The organism is Streptosporangium sp. NPDC002721, assembly GCF_042888905.1.
Taxonomy (GTDB): Bacteria; Actinomycetota; Actinomycetes; order Streptosporangiales; family Streptosporangiaceae; genus Streptosporangium.
In genome coordinates this window covers 233314-257336 of the sequence record NZ_JBIAQI010000009.1, presented here as the reverse complement: position 1 = coordinate 257336, position 24023 = coordinate 233314, and the positions used below count along the sequence as shown (strand labels likewise).

The following is a 24023-nucleotide window of genomic DNA, read 5'->3' as shown; positions in this document are numbered from 1 at the left end:
CCTGAAATACAGGCTACCGGGAGGTGTCCGTGAGGGGGCTCGAAGATAGAAGGGCGTAGCTGTCCGGCTACTCCGCGCCGTCTCGCCTGTTGAGTTTGGCCAGGTAGTCATTGTAGGCGTCGAGCTGGGCGTCGCCGCTCCCCCCGTCGCGGGCCGCGACGGCGTCGGCGCGGCGGTCGGCTCGGCGGGCCCCGCGATCGTCGTGGCGCCACCACTGGAAGGCCAGCGCGAGGAGCACGATGAGGGTCGGGATCTCGCCGAACCCCCAGGCGATGGCGCCGCCGGTCTGCTGGTCCTCGACCCCGGACGCGCCCCAGGTGCGGCCGAGCTGGTCGTACCAGTCGGAGGCCAGCACGGTGGTCATGCTCATCAGCGCGATGCCGAAGAACGCGTGGAAGGGCATGGTCACGAACAGCAGGATGAGCCGGGCCACGTGCGGCAGCCGGTAGGGGGCGGGATCGACACCGATGATCACCCAGAAGAACAGGCACCCGCTGAGCAGGAAGTGCACCGTCATCACGATGTGGCCGAGGTGCTCCTCCATCGCGGCGGCGAACAGCGGCGTGAAGTACAGGGCGTAGGTGGAGACGATGAAGATCGCGGTGGCGATCCCCGGATGGGCGATGACGCGGACGAACCTGCTGTGCAGGATCGTCGTCAGCCACTCCCTGGGGCCCCGGTCGCCCCTGCGGGCGGCGGGCCGCAGGGCGCGCAGCGCCAGGGTGACGGGCGCGCCGAGGACGAGGAAGATCGGCACCATCATCGACAGCGTCATGTGCTCGGCCATGTGCGCGCTGAACAGCACCTTGGCGTAGCGGGCGACACCGCTCTGGGTGGCGATCAGCAGGATCAGCACGCCGGTGAACCAGGCGGCCGTGCGGCCCTTGGACCAGGAGTCGCCCCGCCGGGCGAGCCGTACGACACCCGCGAGGTAGAGGCCGGCCAGCAGGGCGACGAGCGTGCCGGAGAACAGGTCGAACCACCACAGCGAGACCAGGTTGGCCAGCGAGATCTCTGGCGGCATGGTGTAGCCGAGCACCTCGAAGGCCCGGTCGACGGGCAGGACCGCCGGGGGCGGCGCGGTGCGCGACAGCGCGACGGCCAGCCCGACGGCCGCGAACATGACGACGACCTCGCCGGCGGCGAAGCGGACGAACGTCCCGGACCCGCCCGCCGCGAGCAGCGGCAGGGTCCGCCTGCGGTGCCACCAGCCGACGGCGCCGAGCAGCGCGAACGCGACGGTCTTGGCCACCAGCAGCAGGCCGTAGGCGGAGGTGAACAGCTCGGAGAGCGCGCTGAGCCTGGCCATGACGCTGAAGAGGCCGGACAGCCCCACCCCGACGAAGCACCACAGCGCCAGGGCCGAGAAGCGGGCGGCGGCGATCTCCAGGTGCGGCCGGCGGCGCAGCGCGTGCGCGCAGAGCACGCCGAGGCCGCCCACCCACAGGGCGAGGACGACCAGGTGGACGGCGACGCCGGTGGTCGCCAGGTCGTGGTTGGGCGAGGAGGAGGAGTGGCCGGTCAGCGCGGGCGGGAGCATGGTGGCCAGGGCGAGGACCAGCAGGCCGCCGGCCGCGCCGGCGGTGATCGCCCCCCGGGCGAAGAGCGCGATCGCGACCGAGAACAGGATGACCAGGGTCAGCGAGATGCCCTGGGAGACCTGGCTGGCGAAGCTGGTGAGCTCGTCGCCGCCGAGCACCTCGGCCACCGGCAGCCCGAGCGCCTCCGAGAGGCTGAACACCATCGTGGCCGCGGCGGCCCCGGCCCAGGCGAGGGCGGTCCAGGAGGCGGCCTTGACGTAGTCGAGGGCGGACTTGCCGAGCAGGCCCTTGTCGCTGGGGAGGAGGATCGCGGCGGCCAGGAGCGTGCCGACGGTGATCACGCCCGCGGCGTCCATCGCCAGCTTGGCCAGCGGGAGTCCCCAGCGGGTGAACGCGCCCTGGTCGGGCAGACCGGGGATGATGCGCGGGCTCGCAGCACCGCTGGCGATCATGGCGACCACCAGGGCGACGACGGCCGCCCCGGTGCCGGCCAGGGCGAGCCTCACGACCCGGCCGTTCCCCGGCGCCTCGACCTGTGCCGCCTGCGCGGCCCGCGCGGTCTTGCTCATGGCTGCTTCCTGCCGCGCATGCTGAAGAACAGGCCGATGCCGACGCCGGTCAGGCCGCCGACGACGATCCACATCCAGCCGGGCACGCCCCCCGAGGAGCCGCCCTCGCCGGACTCCCCGGCTGCGGCGGCCGGGCCGAGCGTGGCGACCGGCGTGCTCGCGGCGGGGCTTTCCGCGGTGGCCGTGCTCGCGGCGGGGTCCGGGGACGCCGGGGATTCCGACGACGCCGAGGTCTCCGACGGGGAGGGCTCGGCGGAGCCGAGCAGGGTGAAGGGGATCTCCCCCTCGATCGGGTGACCGTCGGAGGACACCACGCGGTAGGCGATGACGTAACTGCCCGGAGGAAGGCCCGCCTTGACCTTCTGGGTGACCACGGGGCCGTCGACGGCGGCCTTGCCGTCCTGGAAGGACTCGTCACCGGCGTGGACGACGACCTTCGGGAAGCGCACCGTGGCGCTGAACGTCAGCTTCACCTCCTCCAGGGTCTCTACCTTCGCGCCCTTGGCCGGGTTGCTGCTCTTGAGCCGGTCATGCGCGAGGGCGGGCGAGGCGAATGCCGTACCGAGGACGAGGGCGACGAGAAGCGCGAGGGCGACCGCGACAGGGGAAGTCTTCATGGCAACCTCAAGGCTACCGACGTGACCACGCGGTCTCGACCCCCCTGTCCGATCTACGGTCTCGCGCGGGTCGCCCTCGCCGTCCCGATCTACAGCCCGACGCAGGCCATCGCCCGCTTGTAGGCGTCGACGCTGCGGTCGGGCTCGTCGATCCGCTCCAGGACCCGGGCCGCGGTCAGCCAGGCGTGGGCGGTGAAGCGGGTCTCCGGCGCCTGCTCCAGGCATTCGGCCCCGATGAGCAGCTCCCGCGAGGCGTCCGCCTGCATGCCCAGCGCCGCGAGGGTCTCGCCGTGCAGCAGGCGGGCCTCCGCCTGCAGGGCCTTGGGCATGCCGTCGAGCAGGTCGCAGACGAAGCGCATGTGCTCCTCGGCCCGGTCGGGCCTGGCGAGCAGCAGCTCCACCCGGACGAGGTTCATCGCGCAGCGCATCTTGTCGATCGAGCTGGTGGAGCTCTCCGCCAGCTCCTTCTCCACCTTCAGCAGGACGTCGCGCCAGGTCCTGGCCTCCATGGGCCGGGCGATCAGCATGACCTGGGCGTAGTCGTTGCGCAGCCGGGCCAGCCGCCACGGGTCGCCGTGCTCGGACTGGATGGCCAGGGCGCGCTCGGCGTGCGTGACCGCCTCGTCGGCGTGCCCCTTCTCGATGGCGACGATCGCGGCTTCCCAGTGGGCCAGGGTGAGCGCCAGCGGGCTGGCGAGGAGCTCGGCGGCGGCGATCAGCTCCGCGGAGAACTGGCGGGCTCTCAGCAGGTCGCCACGGTCGATGTAGGCGGCGAGGAGCTGCATGCCCAGCCTCATGAGGCCCTCGGTCCAGACGGGCCGGACCGCGCCGGTGAGGATCTGCTCGGGGACCTGCATCGCCCGGGCCAGGTCCCCCTTCTCGCGGTAGCAGCGCGAGAGCGCGACGGCGACCGCGATGTGCCGCTCGGGGTCCGTGGCCGCGGTGTCGTTCTCGCGCAGCCCGTTGAGCAGGACGATCGCCTGGTCCAGATCGCCACAGGCCTCGGTCGCGAGGGCCAGGCCGTATTCGACGTCCCGCCGCAGCTGGGGCAGGCCCGCCAGGCCGCTGTCGGCGAGGAGCTCGGCGTAGCGGGTGCGCGCCTCGACGATCTCACCGTTGTCGAGGGCCATCTGCGCGTATCTCTGTGCGAGCTCGATCTCCTGCATCTGCTCGGCCGTGACGCCGTTGATCAGATAGGTCAGGGAACAGTCGAGCTTTTCGGCGAGAAGCTCCAGCACCGCGGGGGTCGGAGTACGCTTGCCACTCTCGATCAGAGAGACGTAACTGTCCGACAGTTCTGGATGAGCGAGCTGCGCCTGAGAAAGACCACGTTGCCGGCGGACGGTTTTGATGCGCTGCCCCACCAAGTCTTGACCAGTCACGTTACCCCTTGAAAGATATCATTTGAGCAGCAGAACCTACGACAGGAGTCTCCCCGTGCGCCGACGTCTTGCCTTGTCTGCCCTCGCCTTGCTATTTACGGCCACTTTTGCCGTCACTGGCAATGCTACGACCGAGAGTGTTGATTCGTCTGCCCCCCCGAAGGACACCGGTAAGTATTCTTTGCAGACGATCAACGCCCTGGCCGAGCTGGGCTGGGGACACGCGGGCTGAGCGAAGGATCAGCCCGCCCCAAGGACAAGGAACGAAACGAGCCCCGCCTCCCGTGGAGAGCTTTCAGCCAGCGAGCCGCTCCACCCGGCGGAACCGGTGCCCTCGCACCGGTGTGAGCGTGCAGGCGTCCGCCATGCACGCCCCAGCGAGACGGAATCACCGAACACCGGGGCGTCCGCGCTCCTGAAGGCCGGTGCCGCCGATCACGGCTGAGCCGGGGTCCGAACCCTTCCGCGAAGATCGTTGTTCTTCACGGGGGATCCCGGCCGGAAGAACACACGTGTATGATCCGCGTTACATATGTACGACTTCATCGCAGGTCACGGCTCACGGGCCACACGGCCCGGATCGGGGCGCCGGTGACGGTCACCCGGCCTCTCTCGTCGGTGTCATGCCCTTCCGTCCGATCTCCATCGCCGACCGGTCCGCAGGCCGGTCGGCGTACGGGCCCCGTTTCACCGGCCGCCTCCGCTTTCCGAACCAGTTATTACTCTGAAAATATATTGAAATAACCCGTCATCAAGTCAATGTCCTAAAGCGGTCAGCCGGATTCTCAGAAGGCGGGCGGCTGATTTGTCGTGGACACAAAGAAAGCATTCGGCCACGCCGGTCCGCGAAAAACCGGTAATGCGGCCCATCCGCGGGGGGCGGGAAACGCGATCCCTCTTCGGGAAAACCACGAATGCGACTAGCCCGCGCACCCCCGGCCGCCCGCCTCTTCCCGGGTTTCGGCCCCCCGCGCCGGCGTACGCCCCCGCCCCCGAACCCCCGCGGGCATCTCTAGATGATCTCTAGGCCCGCCTGCGACAGTGGGCGGTGAGAATTCCGGAAAGCCGCCGGTGGAGACCGGTGACGGGGCTTCGTCTCTCCGGGCCCGGCCCGGTAAAAGGCCCTTTCCGAGCGTCTCCCCGCCGCCACCGGCCCGGACGACAGGACGGAGGGACCGACATCGATGGGCGACTCCCCCTCGCGCGCACGCAACGGTGACGGCCGATCGCCCGCGCGCACGGCCCTCCCACCCCTCCCCCGGGCGGGAGACCTTCTTCCCGGCGCGGAACGCCCTCCTCTCGGCGCAGGAGACCTACCTCCCGGCGCAGGATTCCTCCTTTCCGGCGCAGAAGATCCCCCTTCCGGCGCAGAGCATCTTCTCCGCGGCGGGGACCATCCGGGGGACCCGTCGCGGCGCGGATCGCCGACGGCGCCCGCCGGGAACACGGACGTTTCAGGTCCGGTACGGTTCGCGAGCGGGCATGTGACCCACTCCCTGCAAGGCCCTCCCTCCACGGGAGAGCGGCCCCGGGTCCGCCACGACGCCGAAACCCTCTGCTCGTCCGCCAAGCGGACAATAGATATGGTTCTTCCTGAACCACGTAAAAACACCACATTTCTTCGAATTTTCGGCTCTGCCGTCGTCCCGCCGGAGGTGCGGACGAGGATCGTGGTCGACTCGCCGTACGAGACGGCCGGTTTTCCCGAATCCGTGGAGTTGAGGGTCGACCCGCTGATCTCCGAGAGATTCCTGGTGATCGACGGTCACCTCGCCATGACGGGCCACGCGTCCCGGATGGCCGTGGTGCGCGCCCCCGTGCTGGTCTCGTTGCTGGGAGACCTGTTCGAGCACGTCTGGTCACGCGCCGAGTCGCGGCCCCGCGGGTGGAAGGCGCCGGTCTCGCTCACGGAGCAGGAGAAGATCGTTCTCAGAATGGCCGCGGAGGGCATCACGGACGAGATGATCGGCCGCCGGCTCGGACTGACCTCCCGCACCGTGCGCCGCCACATGGCCAACGCGATGGAACGGCTCGGGACGCAGAGCAGGCTCCAGACGGGAGTCCGCATCGCCAAAGCGGGAATCGTGTAGGTGATCCGCGGGGAATCCTGCGTCACAAACTCGTCGGATAGTGTCTTATCCACAGCTTCGCCGCGCCATGCCCGACCGCGTGGAGGTCTGATGGACGAGACACACGCCACCGCCCCCGCCGAGGAGAACCTTCCGGCGGGAAGGCTCGGCATCGACATTCTGGGAACCGTGACCGGCCGGAGGGGATCGCGGAGGTTCGATCTGGGGGAGCCCAGACGGCAGGCCGTCCTCTGCGTCCTGGCGATCAACGCCGGGCAGGTCGTCACCAAGGAGAAGCTGATCGACGGGGTGTGGGGGGAGCGCCCGCCCAAGACGGCCGAACAGAGCGTCTACACCTACGTGTCCGGGCTGCGCAGGACCCTGGACCCCGACCGGGATTCGCACGGGTCCTCAAGGGTGCTGGTCTCCGTCTCGGGCGGGTATTCGTTGCGGCTCACGCCTGAGCAGGTCGACGCCCTGGTGTTCGAGCAGTGTCTCGAAACGGCGCGGAAGGCGTACGCGGAGAACGCGTACGAGAGGGCCCTGCGCCTTGTGAACAGGGCCGTGGGGTTGTGGCGGGGCACCTGCCTGAGCGGCGTTCCCGGCCCGTTCGCCGAGTTCGAGCGGCACAGGCTGAGCGAGCTGCGCCTGACCGCGCTGGAGCTGCACACGGACCTGCTGCTCCTGCTCGGGCGCCCCCAGGAGGCCGCCGCCCGGCTGGTGCTCCTGACCGCGGAACACCCGCTGCGTGAGCGGCTCCGCGAGCTGTACATGATCGCGCTCTACCGCTGTGGCCGGCAGGTGGAGGCCCTGGGGGTCTATCAGGAGACCCGGCGCCTGCTCGCGGAGGAGTTCGGCATCCAGCCGCACGAGAGCCTCCGCAGGTGCCACGAGCTGATCCTGCGCGCCGACCCGCTGCTCGACCTTCCCTCGGCTCCCTCCCCCGAGCGCTCCGAGCCCCCCAAGACACCAAAGACACCGGAGCCACCGGAGAGCTCCCGGGCCCCGGGAACCCCCGAGGTCCCGGAGAGCTCAGCGAACCCGGAGACCCCCGGCGACCCCGAGGACGTGGAAAACCTCACGAACCCGGGGAGCTCGCGGCGCCGTACGATCCCGGGAACGAAGATGGCCCGCCAGCTGCCGCGCGATCCCGCCGGTTTCGTCGGGCGCACGGGCGAGCTGGTGCGGTTGAGGGGGCTGCTCTCCCCCTGGGACGGCGGCCCGCCGCACCACGTCGTCGCGATCACCGGAGCCCCCGGATCGGGCAAGTCGACCCTGGCCGTCCGGATCGCGCACATGGTCCGCGACCGTTTTCCCGACGGGCAGCTGTACGTGAACCTGCGCGGGGCGACACCGGGCATGAAGCGGCTCGAACCGGCCGAGGTGCTCGGCAGGTTCCTGCGCGACCTCGGCACGCCCCCGCAGGCCATCCCCGCCGACGTCGACGAGGCCGCCGCCCTGTGGCGCGGCGAGCTCGACGGCCGCGAGATGCTCGTCGTGCTGGACGACGCCGCCGACCTGGCCCAGATCCGTCCGCTGCTGTCGGTGCCGATGGGCAACGCGATCCTGACGACCAGCCGGGAGAGCTTCACCCTGCTCGACGACTGCGCCCGCGTGCCGATCTCCGGGATGCGGCCGACCGAGTCCTCCGCGATGCTCGCCAAGCTGATCGGAGCCGAGCGGGTGGCCCAGGACACCCGGGCGACGAAGCGCCTGATCGATCTCTGCGGAGGGCTGCCGCTGGCCGTCGGCATCGCGGGGGCCCGGCTGGCGAACCGGCCGCGCTGGACCGTGAACGATCTGGTGGACCGGCTGGCCGACGAGCGCGGGCGATTACGGGAGCTGGCGGCGGGCGACCTCGCGGTGCGCTCCAGCCTGGCGGTGAGCTACGACATGCTCGCCGGCAGCGACCACCTCCCCGACCGGACGGCCGCCCGCGCGCTGCGCGCGCTCGGCGTGCTGCAGACGGACGACGTCACCGCGCACGTCGTCGGCGCGCTGCTGGACGTCCCCGCGGAGACGGCGGAGCAGGCGATGGAACGGCTGGTCGACGCGCACCTCGCGGAGATGGACGAGCCGGGAAGATACCGGCTGCACGACCTGGTGCGGCTGTTCGCCAAGGAACAGGCCGCGCGGGAGGACTCCGAGGCCGACCGCGACGCCGCGCTGGACCGGGCGCTGAGCTCGTACGTCGGGACCGCCCGCCTGGCCATGGAGCTGGGCCGCTACCCGCGCCCGGCGCGGACGGACGTCGACCTCAGCGCGGCGCCCCTCCCGCTGGCCTCGTACGAGGAGGCCCGCGCCTGGCTGGACCGGGAACAGGCCAACCTCCTGCCCGCCGCCTTCCAGGCGATGGCCGCTGCCCGGGAGCGGACCGCCCGGCTCGGTGCCGCCCTGGTCTTCGCGCTGTTCTGGCACCTGCACCACGCCGGTCTTCGCGCCCCTCTCCTCGCGACGGGCCCGCGGCTCCTCGCCATCGGCCGGCGGCTGGACGACCACGCCCTCGAGGCGCACGCGCACTGCGTCGTGGGTCTCGCGCTGAACATGGTCAACCGCCCGGCGGAGGCCGTGCACCACTTCCGGTGCCAGCTGGACCTGTGCCGCCGGCTCCCCGACGCGCACGGCGAGCAGAGGGCTCTGGGCAACCTCGCCATGAACTACCTCGAACTCGACCGCTACGAGGAGGCCATCGACTGCGCCCGGGAGCAGCGGAGGATCGCGAACGCGATCGGGCACAGGTCGGGCGAGTACTACGCGCTCACCATGATCGGTGCGGGGTACAGCGGCCTGCGCCGGTTCGAGCGGGCGCTGGAGGTGCTGGACGAGGCACTGACCATGTGCCGCGAGGACGGCAACCAGTACCAGGAGACGTCCGTGCACAACAGGATCGGCGACACCCATCTCGGCCTGGGGGACGCCGTGTCGGCCAGGGCCTCCTTCGAGGCCGCCCTCGACTGCGCGCGCGGCGAGCGGCTGAGCGTCGCCGAACCGTACCTGCTGCTCGGCCTGGCCCGCTCCTACCGGCTCCTCGGTGAGCCGGGGCGCGCCTCGGACTACCTGGCACGTTCCCTCTCGTCCGCCAGGACGATGGGGAACGAGGAGGTGGAGGAGCAGGCGACGATCGAGGAGGCGCTCGTGCTGGCCTCCGGCGGGAAGCCCGTCCTGCCCCCGAGCCAGGCGATGATCCTCTAGAGGGAGCACACCCGGCGGGCGGGCGGTGCCGGACACAACCGCAAGAGTCGCCAACGGTCACCCCCCGCGTTCCGTCGTGCCTGCCATGTCCTCCCCCGGACCCGCCTGATGTACTGCTGGAATGAGCGGCATCGAAACACGGCGGCAGCGCGGCGTCGGCGAGAGCGTGCTGCGTCCCGACGGGACGCTGAAGGTGACGGGCGAGTTCGCCTACTCCTCCGACCTGTACCTGGCGGACATGATCTGGGGGGTCACCCTCCGCAGCCCGCACCCGTCCGCGTGGATCCGCTCGATCGACATCGGTCCCGCGCTGGCCATGCCCGGCGTGTACGCGGTCCTCACCCACGAGGACGTGCCGGGCGCGAAGTTCTACGGCCTGGACCACAGGGACCAGCCGGTGCTCGCCATTGACCAGGTCCGCTACCAGGGCGAACCGGTCGCGCTGGTCGCGGCCGACCACCCCGAGCGCGCCAGGCGGGCGGCCGCGGCCATTGTCGTGGAGTACGAGGTCCGCGAGGCCGTCACCGACGCGCGCCGGGCCGCCTTCGACGCCTCCTGCCCCTCGGTCCACGAGAGCGGCAACGTGCTGCGCCACCAGCCGGTCCGGGTCGGCTCCACGTTCGAGGCCCCCGTGGTCGTCACCGGCGAGTACGAGGTCGGCATGCAGGACCAGGCCTTCCTCGGTCCGGAGTCGGGGCTCGCCGTACCGGCCGAGGACGGCGGGGTGGACCTGTACGTCGCCACGCAGTGGCTGCACGCCGACCGGGAGCAGATCGCGCCGTGCCTGGGGCTGCCCGAGGAGAGGGTACGGCTCTCGCTGGCCGGGGTGGGCGGGGCGTTCGGCGCCCGCGAGGACCTGTCCATGCAGGTCCACGCGTGCATGCTGGCCCTCCGCACCGGCCGCCCCGTGAAGATCGTCTACAACCGCGAGGAGTCCTTCTACGGCCACGTCCACCGCCATCCGGCCCGGATGCGCTACGAGCACGGCGCCACCCGCGACGGCAGGCTGCTCTACGTCAGGGCGGAGATCCTGCTGGACGGCGGCGCCTACTGCTCCTCCTCACTCGCCGTGGTCGGCAACGCGGCCTCCCTGGGGGTGGGGCCGTACGAGGTGGACAACGTGTGGATCGACGCCTACGGCGTCTACACCAACAACCCGCCCTGCGGCGCGATGCGCGGCTTCGGCGCGGTCCAGGCCTGTTACGCGTACGAGTCGCAGATGGACAGGCTGGCCGAGGCGTGCGGGATCTCCCCGGTCGAGGTCAGGATCCGCAACGCGGTCTCCCAGGGGTCGGTGCTGGCCACCGGGCAGGTGATCGACTCGCCCGCGCCGCTGGCCGAGATGCTCAGGGAGCTCGCCGCGATGCCGCTGCCCGCCGCGCCGGACGCCCGGGACGTTCCGGATCTGCTGGGCATGCCGGGCGGCGTCTCGCAGACCACCCACGGCGAGGGGGTGCGGCGCGGTGTCGGGTACGGCGTGGGCATCAAGAACATCTGCTTCTCCGAGGGCTTCGACGACCACTCGACCGCCAGGGTGCGGGTGGAGCTGATCGGCGGCGAACCGCACGTCCTGGTGCACACGGCGGCGGCCGAGGTGGGACAGGGCCTGCTGATGATCCAGGAGCAGATCGCCAGGACCGAGCTGGGGATCGACGCGGTGACGGTCGCCCAGGCGGACACGTCGGTCGGATCGGCCGGTTCCTCGTCGGCGTCCCGCCAGTCGTACGTCACCGGCGGCGCGGTCAAGGCCGCCTGCGAGGCCGTGCGGGAACGGCTGGGGAAGCTGACGAGCGACGGGTCGTCGCTGGTGGAGGCGCTGGAGCGGGCCGGGGCGGTGGAGGAGACGAGGGAGTACCGGCACCGGCCCACCTTCCCCATGGACCCGGTCACCGGGCAGGGCGACTCGCACACCCAGCTCGCCCTGTGCGTCCACCGGGCCGTGGTGGACGTGGACGTGGAGCTGGGGCTGGTCAAGGTGGTGGAGCTGGCGGCCGTCCAGGACGTGGGACGGATCATGAACCCGCTGGCGCTGGAGGGGCAGATCCACGGCGGCAGCGCGCAGGGGCTGGGGCTGGCGCTGATGGAGGAGATCCAGGTTCGCGACGGGCTGGTGCTCAACCCGTCGTTCACCGACTACCTGATCCCCACCATCCTCGACATGCCGCCCATGCGGTTGTCGATCATGGAGAATCCCGACCCGAACGCCCCCTACGGCCTGCGCGGCGCGGGCGAGCCTCCCACGCTCTCCTCCACCCCCGCGGTGGCCGCCGCCGTACGGGCCGCGACCGGCCTGCGGCTGCCCCGGGTGCCCATCCGCCCCCATGACATCGCCCTGGAGGGCATCGCCCTGGACGGATGACCCGGCCTCGCCCGGCGTCAGCCGGCGTCCTCCCGCTCGCAGGCGACGCCGTCGCCGTCCCCGTCGATGTACCACTCGTACTCCTTGTGGACACCCCGGGTGTAGGGGCCGTTCCCGTTCGCCTGCGCGGCCTTGCAGCTGGAGAACCGGCGGTCGGTGCCCGCGCCGGACGCGGTCCCGGAGGTGTCCCCGGTGGTGTCCGCCGGGCGGTTCGCGCCGGTTCCGGCGGTGGTCGAGGCGGCCGGGTTGGCGGCGGGGTCACCGGTGGTGGCCGGAGGGGACACGGGCTGGTTGGCCGGGGGGGTGGCGGGCTGGCTCGCGGGCTGGCTCGCCGGGGGGTTCGCGGGCTGGCTCGCCGGGTCCGGCGGGGTGAAGACCGACGAGCTCGGCTGCGTGCCGTTCGTGGGCTGCGGGACGACGGCCCCGGAGCCGAGCAGCCTGACGACCATCGCGTCCGCCTGCTCCTTGGTGAAGGCTCCGGCGATGCTCAGGCTGTCGTCGGTGATCGCCTGGGCGACCCGGGGGGCCGCCACCACCTTGTCTCCCACGACGATCGCGATCTGCTGCCTGACCGGGTCGTCCTGGTCGACCACTTCCGCGGTCAGGTCGTTGATCTGCTCGCGGAAGGCGGGCGCGAACGCGATCCTGACCGAGTAGGCGCCGCTCTTCTCCTGGATCGCCTCGATCTTCCGTACGGCGTTCACGTTCACCCCGGCGGCGACCGAGTAGCAGGTCTGCCCGGTGTCGTCGGGATAGGTGTCCGGAACCGTGCAGGCTCCGGGCTTCGCCTCGGTCACCGGGGCGAAGTGGAGGGGGACCGCCAGCCGCTTGGGCGGCGTGGCGCCGAGCGGCATGTCGGGGTTGCGGGTCATGAGCACCGCGATGGTGCCGAGCACACCGGTGATCAACACGACGATGACCAGGACGGTCACCAGGATCGCGGTGGTGACCCGGCTCGCCCTGGGCTCCCCCGGCGCCTCTCCGGCCCGTCGCTCGCCCGTCCCGGGAGCGCCGGGCACGCCCGCTCCCGGTGCTCCCGGTGCTGCTGGTGCGATCGGTGCTCCCGGCACGTCCGCTCCCGGCACGCCTGGCGCCCCCGGTATGCCCGCCCCCGGCTCGCCGGGCACCCGGCCGGTGGACGCCTGCCCCTCCGGGAGGGCCAGGGTGTCGCCCTCGGGACCGCCCGGCCCCTCGGAGAACGGGCTCCCCGGACCGTGGCCCCCCAGGTCATGGCCGCCCAGGTCATGGCCGCCCGGATCGCCGGGGCCCCGCCCGCCGGAAGCGGCATCCCCGAAGGCCGGATCGCCGAACCTCGTACCGCCGGGACCCAGGTCGTCAAAACCGGGATCGCCGGGCTTCGCATTACCGGCGCCAAAAGCATCAAAGCTAGAACTTTTAGTGCCAAAAGCATCGAAATCAGAACCGCCGGACCCGGCCCCCCGACCACCGAAGGCATCGAAACCGGACCCTCCAGGACCGGGAACAGGACCGGGACGAGGAACGGAGCCGGAACCGCCGAAGGCGTCGAAGGTGGAGCCACCGGGGCCTGGACCGAGATCGGGGCCAGGACCGGAATCGGCGCCAGGGCCGGGGCCGGGACCGCCGGAACCCCGGTCGCCGCGACCCGGTTCGTCGAGGTCACCGGAGCCGGTGGAACCCGCGAGGGAGGCGTCGCCGGGCCGGCCCGCGTCGCGGGCGTGGCGGCCGGGCGAGGCGCCCGAGCGGCCCGGCGGGGTGAAGGCGTCGTACGAGCCGGACGAGGACCACGGCTCCCCAGAGGGGTCGTCAGGCCCGGCTGGAGGTCCCTGCGGTACGGGCGGCCCACCCTGCCCCGCGTGCATCCCCATCGTCATATCCCCGTATTCCTCGCGCCTGTTCGCGGCGAGCCTACCGATCGGCGCGGGGAGCCGGTAACCCCGCACGTCACGACGGCTCCCGGGAGACCGAACGTCGACGACCGCTGACGGAATGTCATCAACCCCGACCCCATTCCTGCCGCCCCGCGCGTGACTGCTCCCTTTCGGGGAACGCACAGTGAAGAAGAGGACACGTGCCCACCCTTGGAGGAGCCGTGAAGATCTCCGTTCCCCGTGAGGTCAAGAACCACGAGTATCGCGTGGCTCTGACCCCCGGCGGGGCCCACGAGTTCGTCCGGCACGGCCATGAGGTCTTCGTCGAGAAAGACGCCGGAACGGGGTCTTCCATTCCCGACGCCGACTTCCAGAGCGCCGGTGCGACCATCCTCGACTCGGCCGACGACGTGTGGGCCGCGGGCGAGCTGGTCCTGAAGGTCAAGGAGCCGGTCGCCGAGGAGTACCACCGGATGCGCGAGGGCCAGGTGCTCTTCACCTACCTGCATCTGGCCGCCTCCCCCGCGTGCACCCGCGCCCTGCTCGACGCCGGGGTCACCGGCATCGCCTACGAGACCGTGCAGAACGCGAACGGCTTCCTGCCCCTGCTCGCCCCCATGTCTGAGGTGGCCGGGCGGCTCGCCCCCCAGGTGGGGGCGTACCACCTGATGCGCCAGGGCGGCGGGCGCGGGGTGCTGATGGGCGGGGTGTCGGGCGTGCACGCGGCCAGCGTGGTCGTGATCGGCGCCGGGGTCTCCGGCATGAACGCCGCGGTCATCGCGCTGGGCATGCAGGCGGAGGTGCTGCTGCTGGACCGCGACATCGACAGGCTCCGCCAGGCGGACGTGATCTACAAGGGCCACTGCAAGACCATCGCCTCCACCACGTACGAGATCGAGCGGGCGGTACTGAACGCCGACCTGGTCATCGGCGCGGTGCTGATACCGGGAGCGAGGGCTCCCAAGCTGGTCGACAACCGGCTGGTCTCGCGGATGAGGCCGGGGTCGGTCCTGGTGGACATCTCCATCGACCAGGGCGGCTGCTTCGAGGACTCCCGGCCCACGACCCACGCCGACCCGACGTACCGGGTGCACGACTCGGTGTTCTACTGCGTGGCCAACATGCCGGGCGCGGTGCCGCACACCTCGACGTACGCGCTGACCAACGTGACCGTCCCCTACGCCCTCTCGATCGCCCACCTGGGCTGGCGGGAGGCCCTGCGGAGCGACCCGGCGCTGGCGCTGGGCCTGAACACGCACGAGGGGCACCTGACCAACCGGCCCGTGGCCGAGGCTCACGGGCTGGAGGCGGTGCCCCTGGAACGGGTCCTGCGGGCCTAGCCGCCGGGACGCCTCGTCGGGACGGCGTCACCGGCGCCGGGCACCGGCCGGATCGGGAGGCTCGGGAGGATCAGGGAGCCGGGGTGCCGCTGGGAGCCGGGCTGGCCGGGGCGTCCGTGGCGGGGGCGTCGGTGGCCGGGGCGTCGCTGGGAGCCGTCGACGGGTTCTGGCTGGGCGCGACGTCCGGGATGGGCGCCTCGGCGGTGGTGGTGCCCACGCCGCCGCTGCAGGACGCGCCGAGCTCGGGGGTGTCCGGGCCGTTCTTGTACTTGGTGATGAACCTGGGCAGGCGCCCGTCGCTCGCGCTGTCCAGCTTGAGCTGGTTGTTCCAGGAGCTGGCCACGACCTTGGAGGGCAGGCCCGGGTACGGGCTCAGGAGCATGTAGTCCTTGGAGGCCAGCTCCCTGAGCGTGTCCACCTCGGCCTTGGGCAGGTCCGGCCGGTAGGTGATCCACACGGCGCCGTGCTCCATGGCGTGGACGGCGTTCTCGTTGTTGATCGGCTGATCGTAGATGCCGCAGTTCTGCCAGGCCGGGCTGTGCTCACCGCCCATCGGCGGGTTCTCCTTGTAGGCCACCTTGCCCTGGGTGTGCTGGCTGCCCGCGTACTTCGCGGTGACGACGTTGTCCAGCGACGTCGTTGCACGCTCGTTCACCATGTAGAAGGCGACGACCCCGACGAGCAGAACGACGACGGCACCTCCGGCACCCCACATCAGGAACGCGGCCCTGCGCTCCTTGCGCTTCTGCTCCTCACGCATACGGGTGAGGTGCTCACGCCTCGCCTGCGCCTTTTCCTTGGTCATCAACCCTCCAGCCACAAACAACTCCGGGTCACCCTATGCCCTACCGGCGTATGTGGAGAATAAGGGGATGAGAACGTCTGATACAGCGACGATTCACGACAGTGGGTACTCTGGACGGGTAATGGAGACCCCCGGTAAAGACGGCGCGAGGCCCAGGCGTGGCGTGGCGGTCGGCGTGCTGCTCGGATGCCTGGTCGCGGCGGTCGTGTCGCTGCTGGTGGTGGGCAGGACGGCCACCCCGACCGACGCCTCGCCGGAGGCGGGCTTCGCCCGCGACATGGCCGTCCATCACGCCCAGGCCGTCGAGATGTCCTTCATCGCCAGGGACGGAAGCGAGGACGACGCGCTCCGGCGGCTGGCCTACGACATCATCGTCACGCAGACGGCCCAGCGCGGCATCTTCACCGGCTGGCTGCAGCAGTGGGGCCTCAACCAGTCGAGCGGGCGCCCCGTCATGGCGTGGATGTCCGGCCACGGCGGCGGCGGTCACGCTGTAACACCGGGCGCGCCCGCCGCGATGCCCGGTATGGCAAGTGAGGACGAGCTCAAAAAGCTCCGCGAGGCCACAGGCAAGGACCAGGAGATCCTCTTCCTGCAGCTCATGATCCGCCATCACGAGGGCGGCGTGCAGATGGGCAGGGGTCTGCTGAAACTGTCCGACCGCGAAGAGGTGGCCACCATGGCACAGCACATCGTCGACGGTCAGACGGGCGAGATCGAGTTGATGACCGACATGTTGCGGCAGCGCGGCGCCCAGCGGCTGCCTTCAATCCTTTAATAGCGTCGGCGCGTCCCTGTGTGGCCGGTTTCCGGTCAGGGCAGCATGGAGCCAACCTGGCCGGAGGAAAGAGAATGGTGAACGACGAGCCGGAGAACCGCCTGGAGGTGAGCATCTCCGCCGAGGTGGAAATGGGGCAATACGCCAACTTCGCCTCTGTATGGCACACCCAGGATGGTTTTGTCCTGGATTTCGCGGTGATCACCAGGCCGCCCCAGCTGGCCAACGACCCCTCCTCCGGGCAGCACTTCGTGAGCGTGCCGACCCGGATCGTCAGCCGGATCCGCATTCCCCCGAGCCAGGTCTTCGAGCTGATGAAGGCCCTCGAACAGCAGCTGACCGCGTACGAGCACGAGACGGGTCACAAGAACTGAGGCCGGGCCCGGCGCGCCTTCACGACGGGCCCTCCCTTCACGACAGCCTTTCCGTCATGACGGGCCCTCCCTTCACGACGGGCCCTCCGCGGCGATTCCCGGCGGGCCTCACGGCAGGCCGATGGCCTCCCGCGCCTCGGCCAGCAGTCCCGCGGTGCGCTCGGCGGCCAGCGCCGCCCCGCCCTCCAGGAGCCGCGACAGCTCGGCCTGGTCGGCCGACAACTCGGCGTAGCGCTCCTGGACGGGCCGCAGCGTCTCCACCACCGCCTCGGCCACGTCCCGCTTGAGCGCGCCGTACGACCCGTACGAGAGCGACTCCACCGGCCGGTCCGAGCAGGCCGCGAGCACGTCGAGCAGGTTGGAGACGCCGGGCTTGCCGGCCGGGTCGTGGGCGACCTCGGTGCCGGAGTCGGTCACCGCGCGCATGACCTTGCGCCGGAGGTCGGCGGGCGGGTCGAGCAGATAGATCGTCCCGGCGGCCGAGCCGTCCGACTTGCCCATCTTGGAGGTGGGCGCGCTCAGGTCCATCACCCGGGCGGCGACCCGCGGGCGCACGGCCTCGGGCACGGTGAAGACCTCGCCGTACAGGCGGTTGAACCGCAGGGCCAGGTCCCGGGTCAGCTCCACGTGCTGGCGCTGGTCCTCCCCCACGGGCACGACGTCCACCCGGTGCAGCAGGATGTCGGCGGCCATCAGGGCGGGATAGGTGAGCAGCGAGAGCCGCACCTCCTCCTGCCGGGCCGACTTCTCCCTGAACTGGATCATGCGCCGCATCTCGCCGAAGTGGGCCGTGCTCTCCAGCAGGTAGGCCAGCCCGGTGTGCGCGGGCACCCGCGACTGGACGTAGACGAGAGAGCGGTCCAGGCCGCAGGCGAGCAGCAGGGTCGCGGCCTCGCGGGTGCGGGCCCGCAACAGCTCCGGGTCGTGCCTGATCGTCAGGGCGTGCAGGTCCGCGACGGCGTAGACGCAGTCTGCCTCGTCCTGGAGGCGCACGGCGGGCATGATCGCGCCGAGGAGGTTGCCCAGCGTGAGGCGGCCGGTCGGTTTGAACGCGGAGAAGGCGCGCTTTGTCATGGTCACTCCTGGTGGGAAGAGGACCGCCGCCCGCCGGTCGTACCGGCAACGCCTCCGGAACGCGCCGGAGAAGCGAGAACGGCCGCCGGTGAACGGCGGCCGTTTGGTGCGCAGTCGGGACTGGCTAGCGGATCCGCCTCTCGGCGGCCCGCCACAGACCCGGACTGCGCTTGCTCATGCCGGTGAGTGTAGCTCCTGCGCCACGGCGGCGGCAAAGGCGTCCACGTCGGCCTCGGTGGTGTCGAACGCGGTCATCCAGCGGACCTCGCCGGTGGCCTCGTTCCAGGTGTAGAAGCGGAAGCGCTTCTGCAGGCGCTCGGTGGCGTCCCCGGGCAGGATCGCGAAGACCGCGTTCGCCTGCACCGGGCGCGGGATCTCCACCCCGGGCACGTCCCGCACGGCGTCGGCGAGCCGCCGGGCCATCGCGTTGGCGTTGCGGGCGTTGCGCAGCCACAGGTCGCCCGCGAGCAGCGCCTCGAACTGCACCGAGACGAACCGCATCTTGGAGGCGAGCTGCATCGCGCTCTTGCGCAGGTAGCGCAGGCCGCGCACGGCGTCGGGGTTGAGCACCACGACGGCCTCGCCGAACATCAGACCGGCCTTGGTACCGCCGAAGGACAGCACGTCCACGCCGGCGTCGGTGGTGAACGCGCGCAGCGGCACGTCCAGCGCGGCGGCGGCGTTGGTCGCGCGGGCGCCGTCGAGGTGGACGACCATGCCGAGCTCGTGGGCGTGCTCACAGATCGCCCGGATCTCCTCCGGGGTGTAGAGCGTGCCCAGCTCGGTGGTCTGGGTGATCGACACCACCTTGGGCTGGGCCCGGTGCTCGTCGCCGAAGCCCCACGCCTGCCTGTCGATCAGCTCGGGCGTGAGCTTGCCGTCCGGGGTGGCGACCGGCAGCAGCTTGAGCCCGGCCGACCGCTCGGGGGCGCCGCCCTCGTCGGTGTGGATGTGCGCCGACTCCGCGCAGACCACCGCCTCCCAGTGTGCGGTCATCGAGCGCAGCGCGACCACGTTGGCGCCGGTGCCGTTGAACATCGGCCACGCCCGCGCGGTGGGGCCGAAGTGCCTTCTGAAGACCTCCTGCAGCGCCTCGGTGTAGACGTCGTCGCCGTAGGAGGTCTGGTGGCCCCCGTTGGCGAGCGCGATCGCCTGGAGGATCTCCGGGTGGACCCCGGCGTAGTTGTCGCTGGCGAAGCCCTTCACCAGCGGGTCGTGCCTGCGGATGGCGTCCGTCACGCGTTCTTCCCCTCCTGTGCGGCGGTGAGGTCCTGTGTGGCGGTGAGGTCGATCCGGGTGCCGTTGGCGTCGGTGCTCCACAGGCCGTCGATCGCCTCGGCGAGGTCGTCGACGTCGGTGAAACCGGGAAACGTCCGCTCGGGGCTCGCCGCGCGCATGTCCTCGTGCACGAGCGCCTTGACGACCAGGATGTTCGCGGTGGCGGAGGTGCCCTCCAGGGCGTCGGCGAAGGCGAGGGTCCACGCCTCGGAGGCGGCCTTGGCGGTGCCGTACGCCGCGTTGCCCTGGGTGGGACGCTCGGCCGCCTTCGCGGAGACGATGGCGAACCGGCCGCGCTCGCTCGCCTTGAGCAGCGGCTCGAAGGCGAGCGTGACGTGCTGGAGCGTACGGACCAGCAGGTCGTGCAGGAGCGCCCAGTCGTCAAGCGACGTCTCGGCGAAGGTCTTGGACCCGCGCCAGCCGCCGACCAGGTGCACGATCCCGTCCACCCTGCCGTGCTCGGCCCGCACGTCCTCCGCGAGCCTCGCGACGGCGGCGGCGTCGAGCAGGTCGACCGCGAGGGACCCCTCGGCGCCGCTCTTGTCGACACCGATCACCGTGTGGCCCTGGCCGGTGAACCTGCGGGCGACGGCCCGGCCCGCGGGCCCGCCCGCGCCGGTGACAAGAATGATCATGCTCGGATGCCCTTCGTGGAGTCGACGACGTCGCCGAGCTTACGGCGCAGGGCCTCGTAGAACATGCTCAGGGGGAACTCGTCGGGCAGCACCGCGTCCACCACCGCCTTGGGGAACCCCTCGACGGGCAGGGCGCCGACCCCGCGCGCCCACACCGAGGCCGGGTTGGGCTCGACGTAGGCGGCGACCAGCTGGTGGGCGGCGAGCCAGTGGGCGAGCTTGGAGCGGTCGATACCGTCGCGGTAGAGCTTCTCGACCTCGCCCCGCAGGTCCGCGACGCCCCCGGCGAGCCGCTCCCAGTCGACGCTCAGCCGGTTGTCGGTCCACCGGACGACGTCGTTGCGGTGGAGGTACGAGAAGAGCAGCTGTCCACCCAGCCCGTCGTAGTTGCGGACCCGGTCACCGGTGATCGGGAAGCGGAACAGCCGGTCGAACAGGATCGCCAGCTGCACGTAGCGGGCGTGCGGCACACCCTCCTTCTCCAGCTTCACGGCCTCCCCGAACGCGGTGAGGTCGCAGCGGAGCTCCTCCAGGGAGTAGAGCCAGTACGGCATGCGCTGCTTGATCATGAAGGGGTCGAACGGCAGGTCGCCGTGGCTGTGGGTGCGGTCGTGGATCAGGTCCCAGAGCACGAAGGTGTCCTGGGCCAGCTCCTGCGACGCGATCAGCCTGGCCGCGTCCGGCGGCAGCGCGAGCTTCAGCGTGGCCGCGGCGGCCCCGCTCACCGCGCGGAACCTCGCGGCCTCCCGGTCGGCGAAGATCCCGCCCCAGGTGAAGCGGGCCGGGGTCTCGCGGACCGCGACGGTCTCGGGGAAGAGCACCGCGGAGTTGGTGTCGTAGCCGGAGGTGAAGTCCTCGAAGGCGATCGGCACGAACATCGGGTTGTCGTAGCCGTTCCGCTCCAGCTCGGCCAGCCACCCGGGCCAGATCGTCCGGATCCACACGGCCTCGATGTGGCGGAAGGTGGTGCCGTTCTGGGTGTACATCGGGAAGACGACCAGGTGCTCCAGCCCGTCCACCCGCTGGGTGTCGGGGTGGAAGGCGTCGAGCGCGTCGAGGAAGTCGGGGACGCCCAATCCCTGGTCGGCCCACTTGCGGAGGTCGGCGACGACGGCGGCCAGGTAGGCGGCGTCGTGCGGGAAGCGCGGCGCGAGCCGCTCGACGTGCCCGGCGATCACGGAGACCAGCTCGGCGGCCCTCGGCCTGTCACTCTCCTGCGGGACCGAGCCGTCCTTGACCTGCAGCGGCTTGAGCGCCTCGACGGCCTCCTTGAGCCCCTGGAACGCGGCACGGGCCTCGGACTCCCCGACGGCCGCGGCGGCCGGGGCCGGGACGCGGGCGGCCCAGGTGACGAGGTTGCCCCAGAGCGCGGCGTGGTCGTAGTCGCCGATCGAGTCGTCGCCGAACAGGTCGGAGTCGGCGACCACCACGACGCGGCCCTCGCCGTGCCGTACGGCCACCGCCAGCGGGCGGTTCGCGGGGGTCGCGGTGGGCGAGGTGGTGAACAGGACGGTCGCGTCGTCGGGGGCGGTGAGCACTCCCGACCGGTAGAAGCAGGCGCGCCGGGCCCCGGCGAGCAGGTCCTGCCCGTTCGTCGAAGTGTTCCGAGGAGTGCCCAGGACCCAGGAGGCCACGCCGTTGTGGGCGCTCCCGGGGTCCCGGACGAGGGTGTGCTCGACGCCCACGCCGAAGCGCGCGAGCAGCTCGGTGAGGTTGCTGCCGTACTTGTCCTGCTCGTACTCGGCCATCACGACCAGCCCGCCGCCGTCGCGGACGTACTCCTCGATCGCGTCGAGCTCCTCGACGGGCAGGACCGGGCTGCCCAGCCCGGTGGTGTGCTCCCAGCGATCAGCGGAGGGGTGCGCGATCACCAGCACGTCCCGCGCGCTCAGCAGCCCCGGGGTGAGCGGGCCCTCGACGTGCGCGTCCACGGAGTGCCCCAGCCCGCGCAGCAGCCCGGCCGCGCGGGCGTAGCTGCTGTCGTCGGGGTGGCCGGGATTCATCGTCTCGGCCACATCCCGCCGGATGGTCCAGGACTCGCTGTGTGCCTCGTCGAACAGTACGCGGGGGAACGCCGTCACGATAAATCCTCCTTCGGATGAGAGTGAGTAACGGAAAATATACACAACTTATGCCCGTTTTGACGCATCCCTTATGGGGTGCGGAGGGTAAAAGATTGGGGCCCCGGGGGCCGGCGACCCGGGCGGCACATGCCCCCGAACGACGACGCCGACCGAGGCGCACCTCGGTCGGCGTGGTCGTTTCACGGCCGCGGAACCGGGCGGACCCGGAACGGCGTGCCGTCAGTGGTACGAGTAGAAGTTGGGCTCCGGGTTGTTCTCCTGGAGTTCGCGGTGGTTGCCCTCCGGGCCCCACAGGGACCTGTAGGACTGGATGTTGTTCTGATGCGCCTTCGCGTGCTGGTTGAAGACGACCCAGTTGACCGGCTGGAAGTAGGTGCCGGTCTCGTCCGGCGTCGTGAGGGAGCCGGTGTAGCGGTAGGTGGCGTGGCTCTCGGGCAGCAGGGCCCTGAGGTCGACGCCGTGGAGGCTCCTGGACTCGCCGAGAGCGGGGGGCGACTTGATCAGGCGGTCGTGCTGGGACAGGCCGTGGAAGGTCCTGGCGTCGACGAGGACCGAGAAGACCACGTAGCCCTTCGGCCCGGTCGCCCGCTCGTGGACGAAGTGGGCCTCGAGCGGGGCGAAGGGCTGTCCGGCGAACCTGTGCTCGGCGTGGCCGTGGAAGTGGACGTTGTTGAGGTTGTAGCGCTGCCCGCCGTAGGTGATGTACGGCTGGGAAGCGCCGGTGCCGACGACGAACCTGACGTCGTCGTGCTCGCTCGCCTCCTCCAGCGGGGGCTTGTCCTGGAACAGGAGCGTCCCGTCGACGCTGTGCGGGTAGTGGATGGCGAGCGCGGGCCCGGTGCCCGGACACGCCGCCGCACGGTCGATCACGACGGGAGTCTGGACCGCGCTGTCCGTGCCGTGGCCGTGGCACGGCTTGACCTGAGCCTGAACGGGAGCGGAAAGGGAAATGAACGGGAGGGAAAACATAGCAGCCACCGCAATGGGGGCAAGACGGTACCGCACCAGTCGCCTTTCGTACGAGGGGATGCCAAATACGCCGCCTACGGAGTGCCAAAGAGGGCAATGTCCGCATTAAGAGCGACATAAGGGCATTGGAGAGGTTAGTCGAAAAAAGTGAATCTGCACCTTGTTTTTTCGCGTCCAAAACGACCAGAAGTAAACAAGCGATTACTTGCGATCAGGGCCCTGCCCCGCGAGGCGCGGTACGCGGGCCACCTCGGCGGTCACACCTGTCCGGGCGAACACCCCCGCGCATCTCCGGCGGGACGGACCTCGAAGACCCTCGCTTCACACAAAGTGTCGAAGCAATCACAAAGGGTACAAAGGGGGCGAAAGGCGACGCCGTAACCGTCATCCAGGGGGGAAGATGCCTGTACGGAGTGCCCGATCCGTTGCCGTCCCGGCAGCGGCACTGCTGGCCGTGACACTGATCGGTGGCTGCGGCGGCGACAGGCCGACCACGGTGAGGCCCGAGGCCGTCGTGGCCACGACAGCGCCGCCCGCGGCCGTTCCGCCCGCCGCGGGCGCACCGCCCGGGGCCGACCTCTCGACGGACGCGGAGGAGTACACCGCGGAGGAGTGCCCGGTCGGCGCCAACACCAAGAGGTTCGCCAAGACCCGCTTCGCGCTGCACGCGGGTCTCGCATTGGGAGCCTTTTATCGCTACATCTACAAACCGCTGCAGAGCGGTGGATTCAAGGCCGGAGCGGAAAAGCGAAAGCGGACTTTCGCGAAGGCCGCCGTGGCCGGGCTTTTCACCCTGCACGAACTGAAGGTCGCCAGGCGTTTCGCCCTGGCCAACCCGACGATGTGCAAGGGCGTCAAGGCGGTCACCGACAGCTTCAGCAACCTGACAGGCAAGCTGAAGAACGGCACCGCCACCGAGGCCGACCTTCAGGCCAGCAAGAACTCCTTCGACAGCCTGCGGCAGAACGCCGTGAAGAACGGCTACGACTTCAAGGAGAGGACCCCCGTCGTCCCCGGCGTGGGCTGAGCGCACGTCCGGCCGGCAGGCCCTGAGCGCGGGGCCTGCCGGGACCCCCCTCCTCCGGCCGAACGCACCGCCGATCAGCC

At 70.8% G+C, this 24023-nt stretch carries 17 protein-coding genes; 7 read left to right on the top strand and 10 right to left on the bottom strand.

Going from position 1 to position 24023, the window contains the following annotated elements; translation table 11 throughout:
• Positions 1–67: 67 nt before the first annotated feature.
• The 3 genes from ACFYWM_RS14960 to ACFYWM_RS14950 all read right to left on the bottom strand — a co-directional run bounded on the left by ACFYWM_RS14960 (position 68) and on the right by ACFYWM_RS14950 (position 4091).
• Positions 68–2110, bottom strand: coding sequence for a cytochrome c oxidase assembly protein (locus tag ACFYWM_RS14960; RefSeq protein ID WP_389914194.1), 2043 nt, complete (start codon positions 2108–2110; stop codon positions 68–70).
• Entirely contained in the window at positions 2107–2727 is a 621-nt protein-coding gene (locus tag ACFYWM_RS14955; RefSeq protein ID WP_389914191.1) for a copper resistance protein CopC, read from the bottom strand. Before ACFYWM_RS14955 ends, ACFYWM_RS14960 begins: the two co-directional genes overlap by 4 nt.
• 89 nt (positions 2728–2816) lie before the next feature.
• On the bottom strand, positions 2817–4091 hold the full coding sequence (locus tag ACFYWM_RS14950) for a helix-turn-helix domain-containing protein (RefSeq protein ID WP_389914447.1): 1275 nt from the start codon (positions 4089–4091) through the stop codon (positions 2817–2819).
• Between the two features lie 1673 nt (positions 4092–5764).
• On the opposite strand from ACFYWM_RS14950, the gene ACFYWM_RS14945 reads away from it, so the two are divergent.
• From ACFYWM_RS14945 to ACFYWM_RS14935, 3 genes are all read left to right on the top strand, one after another.
• Positions 5765–6199: a LuxR C-terminal-related transcriptional regulator gene (locus ACFYWM_RS14945; RefSeq protein ID WP_389914188.1), complete on the top strand. Its 435-nt coding sequence runs from the start codon at positions 5765–5767 to the stop codon at positions 6197–6199.
• A gap of 90 nt (positions 6200–6289) precedes the next feature.
• Positions 6290–9370 (top strand): BTAD domain-containing putative transcriptional regulator, encoded by a 3081-nt coding sequence (locus ACFYWM_RS14940; RefSeq protein ID WP_389914185.1) that lies wholly within the window; start codon positions 6290–6292, stop codon positions 9368–9370.
• Positions 9371–9491: 121 nt separating this feature from the next.
• A complete protein-coding gene (locus ACFYWM_RS14935) occupies positions 9492–11729 on the top strand; it encodes a xanthine dehydrogenase family protein molybdopterin-binding subunit (protein ID WP_389914183.1) in 2238 nt (745 codons plus the stop codon).
• Between the two features lie 17 nt (positions 11730–11746).
• Here the strand turns inward: ACFYWM_RS14935 and ACFYWM_RS14930 are convergent, their stop codons facing one another.
• Complete coding sequence (locus ACFYWM_RS14930) at positions 11747–12748, bottom strand: excalibur calcium-binding domain-containing protein (protein WP_389914180.1); 1002 nt, start codon at positions 12746–12748, stop codon at positions 11747–11749.
• Positions 12749–13800: 1052 nt separating this feature from the next.
• Between ACFYWM_RS14930 and ald the strand changes: the two genes are divergently transcribed.
• Complete coding sequence (gene ald, locus ACFYWM_RS14925) at positions 13801–14919, top strand: alanine dehydrogenase (protein ID WP_389914177.1); 1119 nt, start codon at positions 13801–13803, stop codon at positions 14917–14919.
• A 70-nt stretch (positions 14920–14989) separates the two neighbouring features.
• On the opposite strand, the gene ACFYWM_RS14920 is transcribed toward ald, so the two are convergent.
• Positions 14990–15724, bottom strand: coding sequence for a DUF3105 domain-containing protein (locus tag ACFYWM_RS14920; protein WP_389914174.1), 735 nt, complete (start codon positions 15722–15724; stop codon positions 14990–14992).
• A gap of 121 nt (positions 15725–15845) precedes the next feature.
• Between ACFYWM_RS14920 and ACFYWM_RS14915 the strand changes: the two genes are divergently transcribed.
• Both ACFYWM_RS14915 and ACFYWM_RS14910 read left to right on the top strand, forming a co-directional pair.
• Positions 15846–16502, top strand: coding sequence for a DUF305 domain-containing protein (locus ACFYWM_RS14915; protein ID WP_389914171.1), 657 nt, complete (start codon positions 15846–15848; stop codon positions 16500–16502).
• 74 nt (positions 16503–16576) lie between these two features.
• A complete protein-coding gene (locus ACFYWM_RS14910) occupies positions 16577–16876 on the top strand; it encodes a DUF3467 domain-containing protein (protein ID WP_329092600.1) in 300 nt (99 codons plus the stop codon).
• Between the two features lie 108 nt (positions 16877–16984).
• Here ACFYWM_RS14910 and trpS read toward each other — a convergent pair whose 3' ends face one another.
• The 5 genes from trpS to ACFYWM_RS14885 form a co-directional block, all read right to left on the bottom strand.
• A complete protein-coding gene (gene trpS, locus ACFYWM_RS14905; protein WP_389914168.1) occupies positions 16985–17950 on the bottom strand; it encodes a tryptophan--tRNA ligase in 966 nt (321 codons plus the stop codon).
• Between the two features lie 174 nt (positions 17951–18124).
• Entirely contained in the window at positions 18125–19189 is a 1065-nt protein-coding gene (locus tag ACFYWM_RS14900; protein WP_389914165.1) for a threonine aldolase family protein, read from the bottom strand.
• Entirely contained in the window at positions 19186–19863 is a 678-nt protein-coding gene (locus ACFYWM_RS14895; protein ID WP_389914163.1) for an SDR family NAD(P)-dependent oxidoreductase, read from the bottom strand. Before ACFYWM_RS14895 ends, ACFYWM_RS14900 begins: the two co-directional genes overlap by 4 nt.
• Complete coding sequence (locus ACFYWM_RS14890) at positions 19860–21944, bottom strand: DUF6421 family protein (RefSeq protein ID WP_389914160.1); 2085 nt, start codon at positions 21942–21944, stop codon at positions 19860–19862. The genes ACFYWM_RS14895 and ACFYWM_RS14890 overlap by 4 nt, the downstream gene beginning before the upstream one ends.
• Before the next feature lie 222 nt (positions 21945–22166).
• On the bottom strand, positions 22167–22817 hold the full coding sequence (locus tag ACFYWM_RS14885) for a carbonic anhydrase family protein (protein WP_389914157.1): 651 nt from the start codon (positions 22815–22817) through the stop codon (positions 22167–22169).
• A gap of 553 nt (positions 22818–23370) precedes the next feature.
• On the opposite strand from ACFYWM_RS14885, the gene ACFYWM_RS14880 reads away from it, so the two are divergent.
• Positions 23371–23943 (top strand): hypothetical protein, encoded by a 573-nt coding sequence (locus ACFYWM_RS14880; RefSeq protein WP_389914154.1) that lies wholly within the window; start codon positions 23371–23373, stop codon positions 23941–23943.
• Positions 23944–24023: the final 80 nt, after the last annotated feature.